The organism is Devosia sp. SD17-2 (assembly GCF_029201565.1).
GTDB lineage: Bacteria > Pseudomonadota > Alphaproteobacteria > Rhizobiales > Devosiaceae > Devosia.
In genome coordinates, this window is record NZ_CP104002.1 from 3,403,996 (window position 1) to 3,419,778 (window position 15,783).

At 62.7% G+C, this 15,783-nt stretch carries 15 protein-coding genes; 5 read left to right on the forward strand and 10 right to left on the reverse strand.

From position 1 onward, the window contains the following. The first annotated feature begins 52 nt into the window (after positions 1–52). The 4 genes from gcvT to gcvPB are packed head-to-tail and all read left to right on the forward strand — an operon-like array spanning position 53 to position 4,492. The gene (gene gcvT, locus NYQ88_RS16720; protein WP_275652236.1) at positions 53–1,216 is read left to right on the forward strand and encodes a glycine cleavage system aminomethyltransferase GcvT; all 1,164 of its coding nucleotides are present in this window, start codon (positions 53–55) and stop codon (positions 1,214–1,216) included. Positions 1,217–1,225: 9 nt separating this feature from the next. After that, positions 1,226–1,591, forward strand: a complete 366-nt coding sequence (gene gcvH, locus NYQ88_RS16725; RefSeq protein ID WP_275652237.1) for a glycine cleavage system protein GcvH — start codon at positions 1,226–1,228, stop codon at positions 1,589–1,591. A gap of 13 nt (positions 1,592–1,604) precedes the next feature. After that, positions 1,605–2,948: an aminomethyl-transferring glycine dehydrogenase subunit GcvPA gene (gcvPA, locus tag NYQ88_RS16730; protein ID WP_275652238.1), complete on the forward strand. Its 1,344-nt coding sequence runs from the start codon at positions 1,605–1,607 to the stop codon at positions 2,946–2,948. Next, a complete protein-coding gene (gcvPB, locus tag NYQ88_RS16735) occupies positions 2,945–4,492 on the forward strand; it encodes an aminomethyl-transferring glycine dehydrogenase subunit GcvPB (RefSeq protein ID WP_275652239.1) in 1,548 nt (515 codons plus the stop codon). Before gcvPA ends, gcvPB begins: the two co-directional genes overlap by 4 nt. Before the next feature lie 53 nt (positions 4,493–4,545). Here gcvPB and NYQ88_RS16740 read toward each other — a convergent pair whose 3' ends face one another. The 3 genes from NYQ88_RS16740 to NYQ88_RS16750 form a co-directional block, all read right to left on the reverse strand. Continuing rightward, a complete protein-coding gene (locus NYQ88_RS16740) occupies positions 4,546–5,133 on the reverse strand; it encodes a hypothetical protein (protein ID WP_275652240.1) in 588 nt (195 codons plus the stop codon). A gap of 19 nt (positions 5,134–5,152) precedes the next feature. Beyond that, on the reverse strand, positions 5,153–5,647 hold the full coding sequence (locus NYQ88_RS16745; RefSeq protein ID WP_275652241.1) for a peroxiredoxin: 495 nt from the start codon (positions 5,645–5,647) through the stop codon (positions 5,153–5,155). A 127-nt stretch (positions 5,648–5,774) separates the two neighbouring features. Then, positions 5,775–6,614 carry a protein-disulfide reductase DsbD domain-containing protein gene (locus NYQ88_RS16750; protein WP_275652242.1) on the reverse strand — a complete coding sequence of 280 codons (840 nt, stop codon included), beginning with the start codon at positions 6,612–6,614 and terminating at the stop codon, positions 5,775–5,777. Positions 6,615–6,716: 102 nt separating this feature from the next. Between NYQ88_RS16750 and NYQ88_RS16755 the strand changes: the two genes are divergently transcribed. Further along, positions 6,717–7,292, forward strand: coding sequence for a YqgE/AlgH family protein (locus NYQ88_RS16755; protein ID WP_275652243.1), 576 nt, complete (start codon positions 6,717–6,719; stop codon positions 7,290–7,292). 9 nt (positions 7,293–7,301) lie between these two features. Here the strand turns inward: NYQ88_RS16755 and NYQ88_RS16760 are convergent, their stop codons facing one another. The 7 genes from NYQ88_RS16760 to NYQ88_RS16790 form a co-directional block, all read right to left on the reverse strand. After that, complete coding sequence (locus NYQ88_RS16760; protein WP_275652244.1) at positions 7,302–10,181, reverse strand: EAL domain-containing protein; 2,880 nt, start codon at positions 10,179–10,181, stop codon at positions 7,302–7,304. A gap of 177 nt (positions 10,182–10,358) precedes the next feature. Then, a complete protein-coding gene (locus NYQ88_RS16765) occupies positions 10,359–10,976 on the reverse strand; it encodes a GNAT family N-acetyltransferase (protein ID WP_275652245.1) in 618 nt (205 codons plus the stop codon). Positions 10,977–10,980: 4 nt separating this feature from the next. Beyond that, complete coding sequence (locus tag NYQ88_RS16770) at positions 10,981–12,243, reverse strand: pitrilysin family protein (RefSeq protein WP_275652246.1); 1,263 nt, start codon at positions 12,241–12,243, stop codon at positions 10,981–10,983. A 52-nt stretch (positions 12,244–12,295) separates the two neighbouring features. Then, positions 12,296–13,690, reverse strand: a complete 1,395-nt coding sequence (thrC, locus tag NYQ88_RS16775) for a threonine synthase (RefSeq protein ID WP_275652247.1) — start codon at positions 13,688–13,690, stop codon at positions 12,296–12,298. A 71-nt stretch (positions 13,691–13,761) separates the two neighbouring features. Next, the gene (locus NYQ88_RS16780) at positions 13,762–14,529 is read right to left on the reverse strand and encodes an SURF1 family protein (RefSeq protein ID WP_275652248.1); all 768 of its coding nucleotides are present in this window, start codon (positions 14,527–14,529) and stop codon (positions 13,762–13,764) included. Next, positions 14,526–14,879 carry a DUF983 domain-containing protein gene (locus NYQ88_RS16785; RefSeq protein ID WP_275652250.1) on the reverse strand — a complete coding sequence of 118 codons (354 nt, stop codon included), beginning with the start codon at positions 14,877–14,879 and terminating at the stop codon, positions 14,526–14,528. The genes NYQ88_RS16780 and NYQ88_RS16785 overlap by 4 nt, the downstream gene beginning before the upstream one ends. 65 nt (positions 14,880–14,944) lie before the next feature. Then, on the reverse strand, positions 14,945–15,781 hold the full coding sequence (locus NYQ88_RS16790; RefSeq protein ID WP_275652251.1) for a cytochrome c oxidase subunit 3: 837 nt from the start codon (positions 15,779–15,781) through the stop codon (positions 14,945–14,947). Positions 15,782–15,783 lie beyond the last annotated feature (2 nt).

Genomic DNA, 15,783 nt, shown 5'->3' on the forward strand with positions numbered 1-15,783 from the left:
TCCGCCAAATGGCGGAGCTTTGTCGTGTCGCCTGCCCAACCAGAGAGCGCCCATGTCCGCGTCCGATGCCGATCAGAACCTTCTTACCGTCCCGCTCAACGACCAGCATGTTGCTGCGGGTGGCCGCATGGTGCCGTTCAGCGGCTACTCCCTGCCCGTCCAGTATCCCACCGGCATCATGGCCGAGCACAAATGGACCCGCGAGCACGCCGGCCTGTTCGACGTCAGCCATATGGGCCCCTGCTTCCTGACGCTGAACAGCTCAAGCGGCGACCCCGACACTGATTACACCGATATCGCCGCTATCATCGAGCCTCTCGTCTGCGGCGACATCCTCAACCTCAAGCCTGGCCAGATCCGCTACACGCTGTTTCTCAATGAGAATGGCGGCGTTCTCGACGATCTGATGGTGGGCCGCTCCCCGCTCCATCCGGGCGCGCTCTATATCGTGGTCAACGCCGGTATCAAGGAAGCCGACTTTGCCCGCCTCAGGGCCGCCGCCGGCGACAGGGCCAGTCTGCAGCGCGCCGACAACAATGTTCTGCTCGCCCTTCAGGGCCCGCAGGCGGCCAATGTCCTCAGCGCACTGGTACCAGGCATCACCGACCTCAGCTTCATGACCTATGGGACATTCCCCTGGGGCGACGAAGACCTGATCATTTCCCGCTGCGGTTATACCGGCGAGGACGGGTTCGAGATTCTCTGCTCGCCTCAACACGCGCCGCCCCTCTGGGAGACGCTGCTTGCGGACGAGCGCGTCAAGCCAATTGGCCTCGGCGCCCGCGATTCCCTTCGTCTCGAGGCCGGCCTGCCGCTTTATGGCCATGACCTCGACGAGACAGTCTCCCCCATTGAAGCCGACCTCGGCTTTGCCGTCTCCAAGCGTCGCCGCGATGCCGCTGACTTTCCCGGCGCCGCGCGCATCCTCGCCGAGCGCGATGGGAAACTCTCCCGCAAGCGCGTTGCCCTTGTGGTCGAAGGCGCTCCGGCCCGTGAAGGCGCCGAAATTCTCGATGCCGACGGCAAGGCCATAGGCGTGGTCACCAGCGGCGGTTTCGCGCCCACGCTGGGCAAGGCCATCGCGCTGGGCTTCGTGCCCCCAGAACACGCCGCAATCGGCAACAAGCTGCAGGTTTCGGTCCGGGGGCGCCTGCAGCCCGCCGAAGCCGTCGCCGCCCCCTTCGTCCCCCACAATTATTTCCGCAAGCCAGCCTGAGGCCCCGCCATGACCACGAAATTTACGCCAGACCACGAATACATCCGCGTCGAGGGTGACATCGGCACAGTCGGCATCACCAATTATGCCCAGGAGCAGCTCGGCGACATCGTCTTCGTCGAACTGCCGGCGGTCGGCAAAGTGCTCAAGAAGGGCGACGAGGCCGCCGTGGTCGAGTCGGTCAAGGCCGCTTCCGAGATCTACGCCCCTGTCACAGGTGAGGTCGTCGAAGTTAACAGTCTGCTAACCAACTCCCTTGGTACGCTAAACACTGCGGCCGAGGGTGAAGGCTGGATGTTCAAGATCAAACTGACCAATTCCGCCGAAGTCGAGACTCTGCTCGACGCCGATGGCTACGCCGATCTCACCCTCTAAAGCACTGAGTTTCATGCGCTATCTCCCCCACTCCGCCCATGAGCGCGCCGATATGCTCGGCGTCATCGGCGCGCCGGACATCGACGCACTGTTCAGCGCCGTCCCCAAAGCCGCGCTCAAGAATTTTGTGCTGGATCTTCCGGCACATAGCCCGGAATTTCTCGTCGAAGCGCATATGCGCGCACTCGCCGGCAAGAACCATGCTGCCGGCGATGGTCCCTTCTTCGTCGGGGCCGGTGCTTACCGCCACCATGTACCCGCCACGGTCGACCATCTTATCCAGCGTTCTGAATGGCTTACGGCCTATACGCCGTACCAGCCGGAGATCTCGCAGGGCACGCTGCAAATGCTGTTCGAGTTCCAGACGCAGGTGGCCAAGATCACCGGCATGGACGTCGCCAATGCCTCGCTTTACGACGGCTCGACCGGTACGGCCGAAGCGGTGCTAATGGCCCGCCGCATCACGAAAAAGAACAAGATTATCCTCTCCGGTGGTCTGCACCCCCATTATAGGGACGTGGTGAAGGCCTATCTCAAGGACGATGCCGACCTCGTCTGCCTTTCGCCCTCGCCGCAGGGACAGGGGGATATCTTGGATAAGATTGACGGCGACACCGCCGCCATCGTCATCCAAACCCCTGACTTTTATGGTCATTTGCGCAATCTCAAGGCCGCCGCCGATGCAGCCCACGCCCAGGGCGCGCTACTGATCGTGGTCATCACCGAGGTGGTGTCGCTGGGTCTGCTCGAAGCCCCGGGTGCACTGGGTGCCGACATCGTCGTCGCCGAAGGCCAATCCATTGGCAACGCTCTCAATTTTGGCGGCCCCTACCTTGGCCTGATGGCCACGAAGAAGGAATTCATCCGCCAGATGCCTGGCCGGCTCTGCGGTGAAACCGTCGACGCCGATGGCAATCGCGGTTTCGTGCTGACCCTCTCCACCCGCGAGCAGCACATCCGCCGCGAGAAGGCGACGTCGAATATCTGCACGAATTCAGGGCTTTGCGCCCTGGCCTTCTCGATCCATATGTCGCTGCTCGGCGAAGCCGGCTTCGTCCGCCTCGCCCGCCTCAACCACGCCAATGCCATCAAGCTGGCCGATGCGCTGGCGGCGATCTCGGGCGTCGAAGTCCTCAACAAGACCTTCTTCAACGAGATGACCATCCGCGTCACCCAGCCGGCCGCTTCGGTGGTCGAGCGCCTGGCCAAGCGCGGCATTCTCGCCGGCGTCCCCGCCAGCCGCCTCTTGCCGGGGGATCCGGAGGTCGAAAACCTCATCATCCTCGCGGCGACTGAACTCACCACTGACACTGATATTGCTGCCCTTTCCGCGGCGCTGACGGAGGAACTGGCATGAGCATGAACACGCAAGGCCGCCCCACCGGCATCGGCACCGGCGGCAGCACCAATGCCTCCGGTTCGGCGCTGATCCCGGATGAACCGCTGCTGTTCGAGATCGGCGACACCGAGCACTCCGGCGTCGACCTCCCCGAAGTCGAGTTGTCCAACGACCGTCTCGGCGGTTTTGGCCGCCAGACCAAGCTCGATCTGGCTGGTCTCACCGAACCCGAAGCCATGCGCCACTATGTGCGCCTGTCGCGGATGAACCATTCGATCGACAGCGGCATGTATCCGCTGGGCTCGTGCACGATGAAGCACAACCCGCGTCTGAACGAGAAAATGGCCCGTCTTCCGGGCTTTTCGGACATCCACCCGCTGCAGCCGGTCTCGACCGTGCAGGGCGCGCTGGAGCTGATGAACGAGCTCTCCTACTGGCTGATGACGCTCACCAATACCGCTGCCGTGGCGCTCTCGCCCAAGGCCGGCGCCCATGGTGAACTGCTCGGCATGATGGCCATCAAGGCCGCGCAGGAGGCCCGCGGTCAGTCCCATCGCCGGATCGTCCTCGTTCCGGAAAGCGCCCACGGCACCAATCCGGCAACCGCGGCCTTCCTCGGCTACAGTGTGAAACCCGTGCCAGCCAAGGATGACGGCACCGTTGACGTGGAAGCCGTCAAGGCGGCGCTGTCCCCCGAAGTCGCAGCGATCATGCTGACCAATCCCAATACCTGCGGCCTCTTCGAGCCCCAGGTGATCGAGATTGCCAAGGCGATCCACGATGCGGGTGCGTTCTTCTACTGCGATGGCGCGAATTTCAACGCCATTATGGGCGTGGTGCGTCCGGGTGATCTCGGCATCGACGCCATGCACATCAACCTCCACAAGACCTTCTCGACGCCCCATGGCGGCGGCGGGCCGGGTGCAGGTCCGGTCGTGCTCTCCGAAGCGCTGGCGCCCTTTGCGCCCGTCCCCTTCGTGCGCAAGGCAGAGAATGGCCTTGAGCTGGTGGAACATGTCGAGAGCCAGGCCCTGGGCCGCGTGACGGCCTTCCACGGCCAGATGGGCATGTATGTTCGGGCGCTGACCTATATGCTCAGCCACGGCGCTGACGGGCTGGCCCAGGCGGCTCAGGACGCCGTTCTCAACGCCAATTACGTTAAGGCGCGGCTCGAGCACCTGTTCTCTGTCCCCTTCCCCGACTATCCGACCATGCACGAGGCCCTGTTCGACGACAGCTTCCTCAAGGACACCGGCGTCACCACGCTCGATTTCGCCAAGGCGCTGATCGACGAGGGCTTCCACCCGATGACCATGTATTTCCCGCTGGTCGTGCACGGGGCCATGCTGATCGAGCCCACCGAGAGCGAGAGCAAGCAGACCCTCGACAAGTTCTGCGACGTGATGGCCGAGCTGGCGCAGGACGCCAAGTCCGGCAACAGCGCGCGGTTCACCGCCGCGCCGGTCAAGGCGCCTCGACGCCGCCTCGACGAGACGCGGGCAGCTCGCCAGCCCATTTTGAAGTGGGAACGCCCGGAAGAACTGCCCCAGGCAGCTGAGTAATAAAAAAGGCCCGGAGCATCTGCTCCGGGCCTTTTTCGATCGATTTTATGATCTTAGCCGCGGGTGTCGAAGCCGACCCAGATGGTGATGGTCTCGCCACCGAGATAGGGCACGGCGACGTTTTCGACAACCTTGACGAATTCGGCCGACTGCGCCGGCGGGGTGACCGCAACGGGAATGGTGTATTTTTCCGAGAAGATGGCCTGGCCATCGCGCTCGACGGCGAAGCGGATCGGCGCATTGACCGAGCTCTGCGAGCCAGCCGGCCCCAGAAGAACGCGTCCGGACACGCCCATATTGACGGTGATGAGACCGTTGGACACCACGCAATTGCGCGTGGTCTCGTCGATGACCCCCTGATACTGCAGCGCCTTCGGATCGCCGGTGCGACCGCCGCCATAGTAGAACATGGCTTCACCACCGAGGCGCACCTTGATGGGCGGGCACTGCGTGGCAATCGCCGGAAGGGCGTTGGTCTGGGCCTGCGCGACCGCGGCCGGCGTGGCCGTGGCGTTCTGCAGATTGGCGTTCGAGGCGGTCGATCCGCCGCCGCCGCCGAACATGCTGCCCATCGAGCAACCGGCCAGCAGCGTGGCAAGGCCTGCAGAGGCAACGACACGGATCAAGCTGTTCTTGGTCATGAGCGTGCTCCCGGCTCGATTACGCATTGGCAGCTTCAAGCGCCATGAGGATTGCTGGGGCGCCGCTGGCGTTCACCCCCGGGCCATCTTCGACAAAGATATCGGAAACGACACCGTCACGCAGGATCAATGCAGCGCGAGCGTAGCGTGTGCCCATCCCGTAGGGGGCGAAGTCCCTGGCCAGACCAAGGGCCTCGGCCAGCTCGGCGTTGCCATCTGCAAGAAAGTCGATGCTGTCCAGAGCCTCGGAGGCTTCTGCCCACGCCTTCATGACGTGCTGGTCGTTGACCGATGCGCAGACGATCTTGTCGACGCCGGCAGCCTTCAGCTTGCCTGCATTGGCGAGGAAGCCCGGCAAATGGTTGACGTGGCAAGTGGGGGTGAAAGCACCCGGAACTGAAAAGAGCACCACGACGCCGGTGCCGAAGGCCTCAAGGCTGGTCGTTTCGGTTGTGCCGGACGCAGTCACCAGCTTGATCCCTACCGAAGGGATCGCGTTGCCCCGCTCAATCATTGATGAATGTGCCCTATACCCTCTTGGCGACCAAAGGCCGCCATACGCCAAAACTATCCGCTCCTGCGATATGCGGCTTTAAGCCGACATACAAGACCAGATGGTCCCCTGCGCCCGAGCGGCACTCTTACTCGTCGTCGGCCCCAATTGTCCGGCTGAGCTCGAATGCTCCCATACCGGTCATGAATGTGAGCTGAACATCCCGGCCTTCCAAGCCACTATTCTCGGTTTTCTCAAGGATGGGAAGCAGGACTAGGTCTTGTTGCGGGCTTTTTTGCGGCATGCCGAACAGCGGCGTGCCGGTCTCCGTGGTGGCGATCAGTGAGGAAATGTCGAGGTTCGGATCGGCAATTTCGATAGCAATGGCGCGCTCGTCGGGGAGAAAATCGACTTCACCCAGGGGCTCGTCGCTCTCCTCCCAGAGGATTGGGGCCTGTGCCAGGGCCTGGCGGAGCCGGAGAGAATTGACCTTGTCGACTGAAGCGCCGCTCAGCGCCAGATCAAAGCTCGCCTGCGCGGGAATGCAGATGTCCGAGCAGATGCCGAGCGTTGCGCTGACGACGGCATGCGTATCGGCGCCATCAAGGGTCAACTCGATCGGCAACACGGTCGGACCATAATAGACGTAGTCGAGATAGGCGCCCTTCTTCTCCCGGGTCGGATAGGGCCAGACGACCTGATAGCTCGCAATGCCCTTTGAACCAGCGAAATCGAGATTGAGCGGCAAACCCGTGTCGCCGGGAACGCGCCAATAGGTCTTGGTGTCGGACGGCATGTCGATCTCTAGACCGATGGTCGTGACGCCCGACGAGCTCACCTGCCCCGACGAAACCAGCCGCACCGAGACGCCGGGGGCGATCTCCTGCCACGGCGTATCGGCCGCCAGGGCGGGCAGAGGGCTGGCAATGATCAGGGCGGCGACAAGAGGCAGGATATGCATGACGTTGGCATTAACGCAGGAGAGCATGAAGGAATAGCTGACGCCAGTTCAGGCCTTCGTGATGGTGGATGTCAACCGTGTTACCGGGTCGTGCTTGTGAGAGGCGGAACGGACACCTACTATCTCAGTATGAACTCGCTCGAAGGACAATTTCTGGTCGCCATGCCGGATATGGAAGACGAACGCTTCGCCGAAAGCGTCATCCTGCTTGTCGGTCATGGCGACGACGGAGCGATGGGCCTGGTGATCAACCACGAACTGGCCAATCTGCGCTTTTCCGACATTATCGACGAACTCGACCTCGGTGATCCAGACGCCGTTATCCGCCTGCCGGACGTGATCCGCGACCGGGCGGTGATGCGCGGCGGGCCGGTGGAAAAGAGCCGTGGCTTCGTGCTGCACTCAGCCGATTACCACAGCGGCAATACCTACAAGATTTCCGAGGAACTGGGCCTGACGGCGACGCTGGACGTGCTCAAGGCCATTGCCTTCGGCCCTGCGCCGAAAGCGGCGCTCTTCGCCCTCGGTTGCTGCGGCTGGAGCCCGGGGCAACTCGAGACCGAGATTGGCGCCAATGGCTGGCTCACCGTGCCCTTCGACAGGGCCCTGCTGTTCGATGTGCCGGTGGAGGACCGCTATGACGAAGCCCTGGCGCGGCTGCACATCACCCGCGCCACGCTGAGTTCAGACGCCGGACACGCCTGAACGCAACTCTTAGCGGCTCTTCTGGGCGATCAGCTTGCGGGCCAGTTCCGCCCCCGTCATCGCGGTTCCAAAGGCAAAGCCCTGTGCGAGACGGCAGTTGAGCTGGCGCAGGCGTTCGATCTCATCCAGCGACTCCACGCCTTCGGCGATCACCGTCAGCTCGAGATCGCGCGCGAGGGCGACGATGGCCTTGATGATCGGGCCCTGCGTGTGGGCGATCCCTGTGTCGGTGCCCATCTTTACGAAGGCAGCGGGGATCTTGATCGTGTCGAACGGGAAGCGGTGCAGATAGCTCAGCGACGAATGACCGGTGCCGAAGTCATCGAGCGCCAGCCCGACGCCGAGGCCGTGCAGGGCCTCCAGCATATAGGCGGAATGCTCGGGATTGCTCATCACCTGGCTCTCGGTGATTTCGAGCTTCAGACTTGCCGCCAGCGCCTTGTCACGATCGAGCAGGCTGCGCATGTCGGCCAGCAGGCTTTCAGTCGCCAACTGCGTGGGCGAGAGATTGACGGAGACGAAGAACTCCTCGGGGAGCCCGATGCTGGTCATCCATTCGCGCGTCTGCGTCGCGGCCTGCTCAAACGCCAGGCGCCCGAGCTTGTCGATCTGGCCGGAGCGTTCGGCCAAGGGCACGAATTCCTCGGGATTGACGGCGCCGCGCGTGGGGTGGTTCCAGCGCATGAGCGCTTCAGCACCAACGATCTGGCCCGAGGTGATGTCGGTGACGGGTTGGAACTGTACATGCAGCTCGCCCTCTTTCATCCCCCGCTCAAGGTCTTCTTCGCTGGCGCGGTTGTAGGTGGAGATCGAGCGCGCGGAGGCGCGATAGGCCTCGATGCGGTCGCCGCCGAGACGCTTGGCGTAATACATCGCCAGCTCGGCATCGCGCAGCACATCGGCCGCCGTGGCGGGATTGCTGTCGTAAATGGTGACGCCGATGGAGGCAGAGAGGGTCAGGTCGCGGTCGCCGAAATTGAACGGGGCCTTGAGGGCTTTCCGGATCTGCTCGGCGATCTCGGCGATCTTGCTGGCCGCCTGCTCGGAGGCGAGGATCACGGCGAACTGATCGCCGGTGATGCGGGCGACGGTGTCGAGCGGGCGGATGGCGCGAGAAATGCGCCGCGACATGGCGAGCAGCACGGAATCGGCGGCGGAATGGCCGATGCGTTCCTCGAGCTCCATGAACCGGTCGATGTCGATAAGGAAGACGGCAGGCTTCACCCCACCCGGCAGGCGGGCGCGCTCAAGAGCCCGCTCAAGCCGATCGAGGAAGAGCTGCTTGTTGGGCAGGCCGGTGAGGCTATCATGCACGGCGTCGTGGAGAAGGCGCTCGCGTGCGGCACGGTCCTCGGTCACGTCCTGCAGGGTGCCGACGATACGGTTGACCTGGCCGTCGCCGCCCAGCACGGGTTTCACGCGCATGCGGAAGCTGCGGTAGGTGCCGTCATGGCCAGCGATGCGGATATCAGCCGAGACCTTGCCGCGACGCAATTCAACCAGCGTGTCGAAGGCGGTGCGGAAACGATCCCTGTCATCGGCATGCAGCCGGTCGAGCCAGCGCTTGATGGCGCCGCGCAGGGCGCCGCGCTTTTCGCCGAGGCGAATGGCCAGTTCATCGCTGACGGTGACGCGGTCGCGATCGATATTCCAGTCGAACACGAAATCACCCGAGCCCGTCAGCGCCAGCGCACGGCGCTCGACCTCGCTCAAGGTGCCGATGGACACCTGCCCTTCGGAAAAGGCGTGTTGTACCGCCGTGAAGCCGAGCAGCATCACCACCAGAACAAGGCCGCCCCCAACGGCGGGCTGTGCCACGTCATTGCTGACCTGCCCGGAGATAACAAGCCAGGCGTAGAACAGCCAGGCGATGAAGATGATCCAGGTGGGCACGAGCAGAACCGCACGGTCGTAGCCACGCAGCGCCAGCAGCAGGATGAGGAAGAAACCGGACAGGCCCAGCATGGCCAGCACCAGCCGCGAGATCGTGGCGGCAATGGCAGGCTGGAAAAAGGCAAACGCAAAGAGCGCGAGGAACAGCGCGGCGAGGCCCAGCGCCAGATGGATGAAGCGCAGATGCCAGCGATGGAGGTTCAGATATATAAACAGGAACCCCGCCAAGGTCGTGGCAATGCCGGCCTCCGCCGCGGCGCGCAGGGGCTGAACGCCGCCTGCCGAGAGCGAGAACAGACGGCCAAGGATCCCGAAATCGATGAGGAGATAGGCCAGGACTGCCCACGCGAAGGCAGCGGTCGCCGGGAAGACGCCACGCCCCTTGACCACGAACATGATGGTGAGGAACACCGCCGCAAGCGAGGCGACGCCGAGCACAACGCCACGGAACAGCGTGAACGAGTTCACATAGTCGCGGTACGCATTGGGCTGCCAGAGATAGAGTTCGGGCAGACTGCCGGCGGACAATTCGGCGACGAGCGTGACCGTGGCGCCGGGGTCGAGGGTAACCTCGAACACATCGGCTTCCGGATCGGAGAGACGGACGGGACGGATACCCGCGCTTGGCGTGACGGCACTGATGCGCGCTTCGCCCAAATCTGGCTGGAAAACGCCGGAGCCCGGAAGGCGGAAGAAGGGGGCGACCAGAAGCCGCTCGATCTGCTGGTCGCTGTCATTGCGCAGCGCGAACAGCGCGAAGCTGGGATTGGTGCCCTGTTGGCTCGCCAAAACCTCGATGCGCCGGATAATGCCGTCGGCATCGGGCGCCGTGGATAATTGCACACGTCCATCATTGCCGCCGACGATCTCGACGACTTCGGACAGATTGACCGCGTTCACGTCCTCAGGGACGGAAATAACCTCAAAGCCGCGCGCAGGCGCAGCGGCAGAGAGCGCGAAAACGAGGAAACACGCGAGGGCAAGCAAATGACGCATCAGGGGCAGCTAATTCCTGCACAAGGCTTCTTTGTGGCAACTCTCCGCGCATTTACGCGAGGCGGACGCGCCGTTTTTTATTCGGACCTCCGTGGGGAGCGCCTCCTTGGTACGGGAGATTGCTGGCCGGGACAAGCTTTGGGGGGTGTTGCAGGCCAGCAACACCGTGAACAAGTGCTAGAAAGTTGCCGTGCGCCGGCTCAGTCGCAGCAGATCCCAGCGCTCGCGCGTTAGGCCCATCATGACGTGATCTTCCCAGCGGCCGTCGATCTGGAGATAGCGTTCGGCAAATCCCTCTTCGACAAAACCGTTCTTTTCGAGCACGCGGCGTGACGCGATATTTGTGGGGAGAAAGGCTGCGTGGACGCGATGGAGGTCGAGAGTTTCGAAGACGAAGGGCATGGCCATGGACACGGCCTCGCTCATCAACCCCCTGCCCGCATAGCTCTGGCCCATCCAATAGCCGAGGGTGACGAACTGGGCCGCACGCCGACGAATATTGGAGAGGGTCATGCCGCCCGCCAGCGTCTGCTTGCCGGCAGGACCCACGAACAAGAGAAAGGTGTAGTCGGTGCCCTGCTCTGCCTCGATGCGGGCCCGCTTGACGCGCAGGGCGAAAAGACGCCGTGACAGGTCGGCATCGGTCCAGCGCGGTTCGAATGGCTTGAGGAACTCCCGGCTGGCGCGGCGCAGCGCTGCCCATTCCTCATAGTCACGCATGTGCGGCAGGCGCATGGTCATGCGCTTGCCGCGTAGTTCGACCAATGGCGCCGGCGAAGACCAGGGCCACAGCATGGGATCAGCTCTTGAGCCGCTCGCCGATGCTCTCGACATCGGGCAGGCCGCTGATCGGGCCGATACCGGCAAGGGTCGGCATGCCGGAGGTGAAGAGCTGCTCGGCGACTTCGCGAACGCGCTGGGCCGTGATGCGGTTGATGCGCTCCACAGTCTCCTGCATCGGGATGGTCCGACCCCAGAGGATCTGCTGGCGCGCCAGCTGACCGGCGCGGGCCGAAGGGCTCTCCAGCGACATCAGCAGGCCGGCGCGGATCTGATTGCGCACGCGCACCACTTCTTCGTCGGAAATGGTCTGTGCCGCGCGGCGCAGCTCATCGATGACGACGGGGACCAGTTCGGGGACCTCGTCCTCGCCTGTCGCCGCGGCAACGCCAAAGACACCGCTGTCGGCAAAAGCCCAGTGGAACGAATAGACCGAATAGCAAAGGCCGCGCTTCTCCCGGATTTCCTGGAAGAGGCGCGAGCTCATGCCCCCGCCGAGCACAGATGCCAGCACCTGTGCGGCGTAAAAGCCGTCGGAATTATAGGCGCGTCCTTCAAACCCGAGAACGATGTGGGCCTGCTCGTGATCAGATACCAGTCGTTCCTGGCCGCCCTTATATTCTGCACGCTGGGGCGCCGGTGCGCCATTGGGGGCGAGATCGGCGAAGCGTTCACGCGCCACTTCCACGAGACCTTCGTGGTCGACATTGCCCGCGGCGGAAATGACCATGTGGTCACCCACATAGTTGCGGCGCATATATTTGCGAACCATCTCCGGCGAGAAGTCCCGAACGGAATCAACCGTACCGAGAATTGTTCGACCAATCGGCTGCGAGGGAAACGCCGCTTCCTGGAAGAGATCGAAGACATGGTCGTCAGGATTGTCGCGTGCTGCGCCGATCTCCTGGACAATGACCTGCTTTTCGCGGGTCATCTCATCTTCGTCGAAAGTCGAGTTCTGGAGGATGTCGGCCAGAATATCGGCGGCAAGCGCGACGTCGTCCTTGAGGACGCGGGCGAAATAGCCGGTATGCTCAATCGAGGTGGCAGCGTTGAGATCACCGCCCACATTCTCGATCGATTCGGCGATCTGGAGGGCAGTGCGGGACTCGGTGCCCTTGAAGGCCATATGCTCGAGAAGATGGGAAAGCCCATGCTCGGCCTTGCGTTCAGACCGGGCACCCGCCTTTACCCAGACGCCCAGCGAGGCGCTTTCGAGGTGGGGCATGTTGTCGGTCAAAACAACCATGCCGTTGTCGAGGGTCGTCGATTGTACGCTCACACTCGTTCTCCTGAGCCAACGGCAAGAAGTACCGTCACTCCCTTAAGTGGTTTCAGGCCGCGCGCGTGCGCGACGAGATGAAGTCTTCCAGCGCCCTCTGGTCATTGGGCAGAACACTCAGGCGCTCCGGCCGATCGTAAAGATCAGACAGCCACACGGGCAAGCCCGGTGTGCTTCCGGCTGCGGCAGAAACTGCTGCCGGGAATTTGGCCGGATGCGCCGTGGACAGGGTGATCATCGGCGTGCCGACTTCGATCAGCTTGCGGGCAACAGCGACACCGACGGCAGTATGGGGGTCGAGAAGATAGCCCGCGTCACGCCAGGTCTGGAGAATCGTTGCGCTGGTCTGGGCTTCGTCAGTCGTTCCGGCCAGGAAATCGCGGCGGATGGCGGCAATCGACTGCTCGGGGAGATCGAAGCCGCGCGACTGCTTGAGCGCGGACATCATGCGGTTGACCGCGTCAGCGTCCCGGCCGACCGACTCGAACAGCAGGCGTTCGAAATTGGACGAGATCTGGATATCCATGGACGGACTGATGGTCGGCGCAACGCCAAGCATCTCGTAGCGACCGGTATCCAGCGTGCGACGCAGAATGTCGTTGGCGTTGGTGGCGATCACCAGCTTTTCGATCGGCAGGCCCATGCGCTGGGCGCAGTAGCCGGCGAAGATGTCGCCGAAATTGCCGGTCGGCACGGTGAAGCTCACCTTGCGGTGCGGGGCACCGAGGGAGGCGGCAGCCGTGAAATAATAGACGATCTGCGCAACGATGCGGCCCCAGTTGATGGAGTTCACGCCGGAGAGGCGGACGCTGTCGCGGAAGGCATGATGATTGAACATCGCCTTCACCGCGTCCTGGCAGTCATCGAACGTGCCGTCGAGGGCAATGTTATGCACATTGTCATCGAGCACCGTCGTCATCTGCCGGCGCTGCACCTCGGAGGTGCGGCCCTGCGGATGGAGAATGAAGATGTCGGTGGTTTCGCGGCCGCGGAAGGCTTCAATAGCCGCCGAACCGGTGTCACCAGAGGTCGCACCGACGATAGTCGCCTTGAGGCCGCGCTCGGCCAGGATGTGATCCATGACGCGGCTGAGGAACTGCATGGCGACGTCCTTGAACGCCAGGGTCGGGCCATGGAAAAGTTCAAGTACGAAATGTCCGGGCTCAAGCTCTACGAGCGGCGCGACGGACGGGTGACGGAACGATGCATAGGCCTCATCCACAATCGTGCGGAGGACGGGGCCCGGAATTTCGTCGCCAGTGAACCTGGAGATGATGTCATAGGCGACATCGGCGTAGGGACGGCCAGCATAACCAGCGATTTCATCCGGCGTAATCCGGAGCCAGGATGCAGGAACATAAAGCCCCCCATCGGAAGCAAGACCTGCCAAAACTGCGTCGGAGAAACCAAGCGCCGGCGCCTGGCCGCGCGTCGAAACAAACTGCATGGGGTGGAAATGCCCTCTTAGAATTGTCGCAACCTAGTCAAAGCGCGGGAAAGCCGCAAGCTTCTGCGCGCCTAGTTGGCGAGTGGCCGACGCTGTCGCCACAGCCAGAAGCCCAGCATGACAACCGCGACAATGGAAAAGCCGTACCAGGTCAGTGCGTAACCAAAATGGTTGTTGGGGAAGGTGATCACCGTCTCGCCGCCCTGAGGCAGTTCGCCCGGCACGGTCGCGGGCAGATCGACATAGAACGGCGCAATCGGCGCAAGGTTCGGGTCGGCCATGAGGGCCATACGCGCGGGATCGCGCACCCACTCGATCCGATCAGACATATTGGCCTCGGGCGTCATCATGCCAGCAACTTCAGGCTCACGGAAAAGACCGGTTATCGTGACCATACCGGGGTCTTCGCCGTGCAGATCACCGATCGCTGCGGCCTCCTGGTACTGCTGAGGCACGAACCCGCGATTGACGAAGACAGTGCCACCCTGCTCGAGCTCGAATGGGGTCATGACCCAGAAACCGGGTCCACCATATTGGCCATTGGCATTGGAGAGGCTGGTGAAGACCGTAAGGGTCTGCGTGTAGCGATAGGCCCCTGTCAGCGAGACGGGCTGGAAAACCAGAGCTTCATAGTCGAGGCTGGACCACTGATCGACCGCAGGCACCGGTATGGGCGCAGAAGTCAGGCGCGCATCAACGGCCGCCACCAAGGCGTCTTTCTCGGCCAGGCGATCCATCTGCCAGGCACCGAGGAAAGCGCACACGGCCGCAAGAACGAGCATCAAGACCGCAAAGAGCCAGTCAGTCCAGCGCAGCGGGCGAGTGGTAGACGCGGTCATTGGTGTCCCTCATGGGCATCATTGCTGAATTGAAGATTGACCAGGACACCCTTGAACGGGGGCAGGAGCACCAGGCAGAGCAGAAGCGTCGCGGGTATCCAAACGAGAAGGTGAACCCATGGCGCCATCGGGATTACCGAGCCGACCGCAAGCGCGAGGATGATGACCAGCGGCGCCACGAGGAAGATCACGAATACGGCGGGCCCATCGCCACTATCGGCGAACGAATAGTCGAGGCCGCAATTGGAACATGCCGGCGCCAGGGAGAGATAGTTGCCAAACAGAGGTCCCCGGCCGCAGCGCGGGCAGCGGCAGCGAATGCCGGTCAAAATCGGGCTGGGCGTCGACATGGAGCATCTCCAAAGAGAAAAGGGCGCAGCTGATGCCGCGCCCCTGAAACCTTGTTTGTTCGGGACTAGTGGCTCAGCGCCACGCCCCAGCTGCCCCACACATAGATGGTGGCAAAGAGGAAAATCCAGACCACGTCAACGAAGTGCCAGTACCAGGCAGCGAATTCGAAGCCGAGGTGACGCTCGGGGGTGAAATGCCCGGCCAGGGCGCGGAAGAGGCAGACGGCCAGGAAGATCGTACCGATGAGGACGTGGAAGCCATGCAGGCCGGTCGCCATCACGAAGGTCGCGCCATACATGTTGCCGGTGAACGAGAAGCCGGCGTGGCTGTATTCCAGAGCCTGGACGAAGGAGAAGAGGATACCCAGACCAACGGTGAGGGCGAGGCCCCACTTCAGACCCTGACGATCATTCTCGAGAAGAGCGTGGTGCGCCCAGGTCACGGTGGTGCCCGAGGTCAACAGAATGAGGGTGTTGAACAGCGGCAGGTGGAACGGGTCGAACACTTCGACGCCGGTCGGGGGCCAATGACCACCGGTTGCAGCGACGCGCGTGTACTGCTCGACGTCATCGAGACGGAAGAAGCCGTCGAAATAGGCCCAGAAGAAAGCTGCGAACAGCATGACTTCGGAGGCAATGAACAGGATCATGCCATAGCGGTGGTGCATCTGCACGACTGGGGTGTGATCAACGCCGTTCTCGGCTTCCTTAACGACGTCGGACCACCAGCCGTAGAAGGCGTAGAGAACGCCGGCGAAGCCAATGGCGAAGATCCACGGGGTCCAGTCGCGCATCCAGAAAACGACGCCGACCATCATCACAAGCACGGCGGCCGACATCACGACGGGCCACGGGCTCGGTTCTACCATGTGGTAGTCATGGTTCTTTTCAATCGCGGCCATGT

Coding starts and splice junctions, on each gene's coding strand:
- gcvT (WP_275652236.1), top strand. CDS start 53: ATGTCCGCGTCCGATGCCGATCAGAACCTTCTTACCGTCCCGCTCAAC.
- gcvH (WP_275652237.1), top strand. CDS start 1,226: ATGACCACGAAATTTACGCCAGACCACGAATACATCCGCGTCGAGGGT.
- gcvPA (WP_275652238.1), top strand. CDS start 1,605: ATGCGCTATCTCCCCCACTCCGCCCATGAGCGCGCCGATATGCTCGGC.
- gcvPB (WP_275652239.1), top strand. CDS start 2,945: ATGAGCATGAACACGCAAGGCCGCCCCACCGGCATCGGCACCGGCGGC.
- NYQ88_RS16740 (WP_275652240.1), bottom strand. CDS start 5,133: ATGACCAAGAACAGCTTGATCCGTGTCGTTGCCTCTGCAGGCCTTGCC.
- NYQ88_RS16745 (WP_275652241.1), bottom strand. CDS start 5,647: ATGATTGAGCGGGGCAACGCGATCCCTTCGGTAGGGATCAAGCTGGTG.
- NYQ88_RS16750 (WP_275652242.1), bottom strand. CDS start 6,614: ATGCTCTCCTGCGTTAATGCCAACGTCATGCATATCCTGCCTCTTGTC.
- NYQ88_RS16755 (WP_275652243.1), top strand. CDS start 6,717: ATGAACTCGCTCGAAGGACAATTTCTGGTCGCCATGCCGGATATGGAA.
- NYQ88_RS16760 (WP_275652244.1), bottom strand. CDS start 10,181: ATGCGTCATTTGCTTGCCCTCGCGTGTTTCCTCGTTTTCGCGCTCTCT.
- NYQ88_RS16765 (WP_275652245.1), bottom strand. CDS start 10,976: ATGCTGTGGCCCTGGTCTTCGCCGGCGCCATTGGTCGAACTACGCGGC.
- thrC (WP_275652247.1), bottom strand. CDS start 13,690: ATGCAGTTTGTTTCGACGCGCGGCCAGGCGCCGGCGCTTGGTTTCTCC.
- NYQ88_RS16780 (WP_275652248.1), bottom strand. CDS start 14,529: ATGACCGCGTCTACCACTCGCCCGCTGCGCTGGACTGACTGGCTCTTT.
- NYQ88_RS16785 (WP_275652250.1), bottom strand. CDS start 14,879: ATGTCGACGCCCAGCCCGATTTTGACCGGCATTCGCTGCCGCTGCCCG.
- NYQ88_RS16790 (WP_275652251.1), bottom strand. CDS start 15,781: ATGGCCGCGATTGAAAAGAACCATGACTACCACATGGTAGAACCGAGC.